Annotated in this window: 5 protein-coding genes and 1 pseudogene; all 6 read left to right on the top strand. The window is 53.6% G+C overall.

Annotation, left to right across the window (positions count from 1 at the left end):
• Positions 1-299 precede the first annotated feature (299 nt).
• Positions 300-1,028 carry a tRNA1(Val) (adenine(37)-N6)-methyltransferase gene (locus ACNKIB_RS12535; protein ID WP_417910905.1) on the top strand — a complete coding sequence of 243 codons (729 nt, stop codon included), beginning with the start codon at positions 300-302 and terminating at the stop codon, positions 1,026-1,028.
• A 69-nt stretch (positions 1,029-1,097) separates the two neighbouring features.
• The gene (corA, locus tag ACNKIB_RS12530; RefSeq protein ID WP_417910904.1) at positions 1,098-2,123 is read left to right on the top strand and encodes a magnesium/cobalt transporter CorA; all 1,026 of its coding nucleotides are present in this window, start codon (positions 1,098-1,100) and stop codon (positions 2,121-2,123) included.
• Positions 2,124-2,621: 498 nt separating this feature from the next.
• Positions 2,622-3,065 (top strand): annotated as a pseudogene (locus ACNKIB_RS12525) (group I truncated hemoglobin); the annotation flags it as partial.
• 90 nt (positions 3,066-3,155) lie between these two features.
• The gene (locus ACNKIB_RS12520) at positions 3,156-5,027 is read left to right on the top strand and encodes a multiheme c-type cytochrome (protein ID WP_417910906.1); all 1,872 of its coding nucleotides are present in this window, start codon (positions 3,156-3,158) and stop codon (positions 5,025-5,027) included.
• 165 nt (positions 5,028-5,192) lie between these two features.
• Positions 5,193-5,345: a hypothetical protein gene (locus ACNKIB_RS12515; RefSeq protein ID WP_417910903.1), complete on the top strand. Its 153-nt coding sequence runs from the start codon at positions 5,193-5,195 to the stop codon at positions 5,343-5,345.
• A 219-nt stretch (positions 5,346-5,564) separates the two neighbouring features.
• Positions 5,565-5,773, top strand: a 209-nt coding sequence (locus ACNKIB_RS12510; protein ID WP_417910902.1) for a transposase, incomplete at its 3' end; no start/stop codon positions are given.

The raw sequence follows: 5,773 nt of genomic DNA, 5'->3' as shown, positions 1-5,773 counted from the left end.
TTGGTACATCGAAGGCTTTTACAACCGCCAACGGCGGCATTCGGCGATCAGTTATCAGTCGCCGGACAACTACGAGCCGCTCTTCTTCAAAAGGGCTACTTAGGGAATAATACGTGTCCGCTTTTGCGAAGACAGGTCACTACACCAATGAACCGTTCATGCAGACACCAACAATTTGCCCCAGCAGGCTGTGGCGCAGGCCGGAAAATGGTTGACAGGCGTAGCGATCCGCTCTACGATACACAAAAAGCAGGTTCGGCAAATTATCTCAGTCAGTTAAACACAATAGGAGGCAAGACGTGCCTCTACTCACCCAAGACACACTCTTTAATGGCCAGCTTATCTGCCGCCAACACCGCGAGGGCTACCGCTTTTCAGTGGATGCGGTGCTGCTGGCCCATTTCTGCTGCCCAGCAGCCCAGGACAAGGTGCTGGATCTGGGCTGCGGCTGCGGGGTGATTGACCTGATTCTCTGCCACCGCTTTCCTGGGCTGCACCTTACTGGGCTGGAGTTGCAGCCCGCCTTAGCTGAGTTAGCCAGAAGCAATGCCGAGGCCAATTATTTTCACCACCGCTTTGCTGTCCAGCAGGGCGATCTGCGCCAGATCAGTCAGTTCATCCCACCTGAATCCTTTGACCTGGTAGTCAGCAATCCACCCTATCACCGGGCAGGCAGCGGCAGACTCAGCCAGGCGGACGAATGTGCCCTGGCCCGGCACGAGCTGACCGCTAACCCGGATTCGGTGCTGACCGCAGCTGCCTTTGCCGTGAAGAACCGGGGCACAGTCTGCTGTATTTATCCGGCAGAGCGGCTGGCAGTGGTACTGGCTGCTCTGATGCGCAGGCAGCTGACTCCCAAACGCCTCCAGCCAGTGTATAGTTATCCTGAAGATAGCCAGGCGCGGCTGGTGCTGCTTGAGGCGGTAAAGAATGGCGGTGAGGGCTTGCATCTACTGCCGCCGCTCTATATCTACCAGCACAAGCACGGGCCGTATTCGCCGGACTTAGCAACGATGTATGCAGCGTGAGAGCTTGCCATGTCACGAGCAGCAAAGAGGAAGAAAAGAAACCCCAGAGGTGCCGGCATTAAAACTGGCATGGCCCCAGGCACAATGCTCTTTATTGGCGAGCAGAAGCAGGACAAAGCCCGCATTGATCTCATGCACTACAGCGGCACAGTGCTGCACGAACTGCGCGATGTCACCGTCAATCAGTGCGCCGAGTTTGCCAAATCTCCGGGTATTACCTGGATAAACGTTAACGGCATCCATGACATCAGACAGATTGAAGCGTTAGGCAAGGTCTTTAACCTCCATCCCATGACCCTAGAGGACTTGGTGAACACCACCCAGCGGCCTAAGGTCGAAGAGTTCCCCCATTACCTGTTCATCGTCCTGAAGATGATGTCCTTTAGTGACATGCCGAGTAGGCTAGTGATGGAGCACGTTAGTCTGATTCTGGGAAAAGGCTCCGTGATCTCCTTCTTGGAGGATGAAGGCGACTTGTTTGATACCGTGCGCAACCGCATCCGGGCTGCCACGGGCCGCATTCGCTTATTGAAGGCAGACTACCTGGCCTATTCCCTCATGGATGCGGTGGTTGATCATTACTTTCTTACGGTTGAACGCATTGGCGACCGCATTGAGGATATTGACGAACAGATTCTGGCTGACCCACGCCAGGAAGATATCAAGGAGATTCATCAGCTCAAGCGCGACATTCTCCATCTGCGTAAAGCAGTATGGCCCTTCCGGGAAGAGGTTGGCGTAATTGCGAAAAGCGATTCGGCCTTGCTGCATCCAGAGACCAGAGTCTTCTGGCGGGATTTGTATGACCACACCATCCAGATTATCGAGATGGCCGAGACCTGCCGAGATATTCTCGGTGGAATGCACGACACCTACTTGTCCAGCATCAGCAACCGCATGAATGAGGTCATGAAGATGCTGACGATCATCTCCACGATCTTCATTCCCCTGACCTTTATCGTCGGCGTATATGGCATGAACTTTGAGTACATGCCTGAATTGAAATGGCACTATGGCTACTGCCTGATCTGGGGTGTCATGTTGGCCATTAGCCTTGGCCTCTTTATCTATTTTAAACAGAAGAGGTGGCTTTAAAAGCCCTGTCCTCCCTTCCCGTCCCAGCGAGCACTCCTGAAGTAGGGAGCACAGTCCTCCGAAAGACCTTCCTTAACACAGTCCTATAGCTGGAGCAGCTATAAAATGTTAAAACAGGCAGCATGTCTTTCGCCATATAAAATGGCACCATTTTGACATATAAAATGGTGCCATTTTGATTCACAAAATGGAGGGCTTTTGATTCACAAAAAAACGGCATTTATCAACGTATGGATTGCTGGAGCAGTTTTTCCTGCCTGCCCTCCTCATTCCATGCGAGATGGACAATCTGGCGCAGGGCAAGGGGATCATTGTATGATGCTCCAGCTGTAGCACCTCCTTCAGAGAAAGACCGGGGGTAAAAAAAAATTTGTACTTTCTTTTTCCGCTCCCCTATAATAGGAACAGTTAGTACTACAAAAAACAGTTTTTCATACCAAGAAAGGAGGAGTCATGAGACACAAGTACGCGGGATTCGTTCTTTGCCTGACAGCGGGAATGGCCCTGACGGCACAGTCCGCTTTTGCCGGCAATCCCAGCCAGGACAATCAGACGAGCGAGCAAACTCAGGCTGGCCAAGCCCAGTCCCTGTACGAGCAACTTGGCGGTGAGGCTGCCATCAATGCAGCTGTTGATCTTTTTTACGACAAGGTACTAGCTGATCCACGGGTCAACGGCTTCTTTGAAGGGGTTGACATGAACCGCCAGCGGTCGATGCAAAAGGCGTTCCTGACCTTTGCTTTTGGCGGCCCCAACGCCTATCAGGGCAGAGATCTGCGGGCAGCGCACGCGCATCTGGTTGCACGGGGCCTGAATGACAGTCATTTTGATGTGATTGTTGAGCATTTGGGAACCACGCTGCAAGAGCTGGGCGTAAAGGACGAGTTGATCCAGCACGCAGCTAAGGTAGCGAATAGTGTCCGGGGTGATATCCTTGGCAAAACACCTCCCGCAGAGGTCAAGCCCGCCCAGACAGCACCGGCAGCGACTTTTACGCCCTCGCCGCCCGTTGCGTCGCCACCCAGCAAGGAAGTGGACAAAGAGCTGGCCAGTGTCTGGAACGTTCCCTATCATCGCTATAGCGAAGAGCAGCTGAAAAAATATCCGTTCTATCCCTCCAACATCCAGTTTGAGAATAACGGAGTGCCCTTTGTCGCACCTTCTGTCTTTACCTGCGCAGGCTGCCATCCCCAGCAGTATGAGGATTGGCAAGGCTCCATGCACGCTCAGGCCTTCCGCGATCCAATCTATCTCGGCGAGCTGAATCTGGCAGTCAAGGCCGTAGGCAAAGAGATCGCCAGACAGTGCGAAGGCTGCCACACTGCTGCCGCCGTTGTTTCAGGCCAGATACCAGAGGAGTTTGATTTTAAGAAGCTCTCTGACTTGGCCAAGGCCGGTGTCTCCTGTGATGTCTGCCATTCAATCAAGAAGCACACCCATTGGGAAACTCCGTCGCACGAGCCAGAGAACGGGTCTTATGTTCTCTCACCAGGCCGGAAGGACGAAAAGACCGGCCAAGGCATCCGCACCAAATACGGCCCCTTCCCCGACTATCCAGGCTGCGGCGGCGGCTTCCATGAGTGCGTGGAATCACCCCTGCATCTGCGGGCTGAACTGTGTGGCGGCTGCCATCAAGTCTTCCATTACAAAGAGCACACCCCGCTGGAGCACACTTACAACGAGTGGAAGAAGAGCATCTACTCAGTTAAGGGCATTCAGTGCCAAGACTGCCACATGGTGGATATCGAGACGTACAAGCGTTCCGCTGACACCTTCCAAAAGCCTAAGCGCAGTGAGTACCGCCATTACTTCAATGGGGCCAACTTCACCATGTATTTCCTGGAGGAGTTGAGGGCCAAGAAGATGGGCGATGAGAAACTGGCGGCCAATGCCAAGAACAAATTTGACATGGCTGTGGCCCGGCTTAAGGCTGCTGCTGACATTGAGATCACGCCTATCTATGACGATAGAGGCGAACTATCTAAGGTTAAGGTACGGGTGTCGAACACGCGCTGCGGCCATGCCCTGCCCACCTCGCTGACCAACATCCGCCAGATGTGGTTGGAAGTGCTGGCCACCGATGAAAAAGGCAAGGTAGAGGTTAAGAGCGGCTTTATCCAGACTGAAGGCAAAGACAAAGGTGAACTTGATGAAAACACCTATCTCTTCAATTCTGACGGCATGGGCCATGATATGAGCTTCCAAGTCGATCCTTGGGCGATTGTCTCCTTCTCTCGGCATGATATCATTCCGCCCAAGGGTTATCGTGATGTGTATTACACCACGATGGGCGACCACAAGACGCATGATGTCACCTTCCGCGCCAAGCTCCGCTTCCGGGTAGCGAGCCAGAAAGTGGCCCATAAGCTGCTGACGAATCTGCCGAAAGGTTTCGATCTGAACGAAATATACGGCCTGACCGAGGTCCCGGAACTGCCTGTGGTGGATATGGTTGACAAGACCGTGACCTTTAGCACGCATGGCAAGCCGTCTAAGGAAGCAGTCCAGGAGCGGGCAGAGCACACCCCGCAGCCAATGTCGCCGCTGTACGAGAAGCTCGGCGGAGAAGCCGGGGTAGATAAAGTTGTCGGTGGATTCTACAGCCGAGTCTTGGGAGACAACCGGATTAACGGCTTCTTTAAAGGCATCGAGATGGGGCGTCAGGAAGTAATGATGAAGAATTTCCTGACCGTGGCTTTCGGTGGCCCCCGTCCTTATACGGGCAGAGACCTGCGCGCCGCCCACGCACATCTGGTGAAGAACATGGGCTTGAATGACAGTCATTATGATGCCGTTCTTGAGCACATGGCTGCTGCCTTAAGAGATGCCGGAGTGAAGAACACGCTGATTGAACAGGTAATGGCAGTTGCCAACAGCGTCCGGCATGAGGTGCTCAACAAGTAACACAGCCTCGGCAACAAACTGAAGCTGCGCCGCCTTGAGGTTTGAGGTGGGCGTGAAGTACCCAAACCGGTAGCCTGCATGATGCGGGCTGCCGGTTTTTTTGTGAGATCTCCTGGGGAGGTCAACAAGAAGGGTTACGTTCAGCGTACAGCCAGCAGCAACAGGTTGCAGCGGAGAACGAACCAGTTGCTCCTGATTGGACAGGTGGGCAAACACGCCAGGGAGGAATCTTGCTCGTTTGCCAAGGAGTTTGGCTCGGCCAGAAAGGAGTTGGAGTCGGCAAAAGAGGAGTTCGGCTTGGCCAAACTGCTTTCTTGATTAGCCGCAAAGGAGTCTTGCCGACTACAACTCCTTGGCAAGTCGGCAAGACTCCTTTCTGGCTCACTCGAACTCCTTTGCAACACAGTCGGACTCCTTTCCTAATTGGTAACACTCCTCTGCTACTCGGCCAGACTCCTTTTCTACCGAGCAGAACTCTGAGCTATCTTCACTTTAGCGGACACACCAATTACCCTGACAGGAACAGGAGGTGTGTTTATGGGCTATCGCAGGTACGATTCCGATTTCAAGCGAGAAGCCGTGCGCATGGTTGTTGAAGAGGGATTTGGTGTTCGCGAGGTTGAACGAAGCCTCGGCATCACCTTTGGAGTCTTGAAGGGCTGGGTGGAGAAGCACCGAGAGCATCAGGATGCCGCGTTTGCAGGGCGGCTTACTTCTGGTTTGGCTGAGGCGGAATTGAAGAGGCT

Source organism: Candidatus Electronema sp. PJ (assembly GCF_048287395.1).
Taxonomy (GTDB): Bacteria; Desulfobacterota; Desulfobulbia; order Desulfobulbales; family Desulfobulbaceae; genus Electronema.
Note: the sequence above shows the minus strand (reverse complement) of the source record. Positions and strands in the feature narration are given on the sequence as shown.

Coding starts and splice junctions, on each gene's coding strand:
- corA (WP_417910904.1), top strand. CDS start 1,098: ATGGCCCCAGGCACAATGCTCTTTATTGGCGAGCAGAAGCAGGACAAA.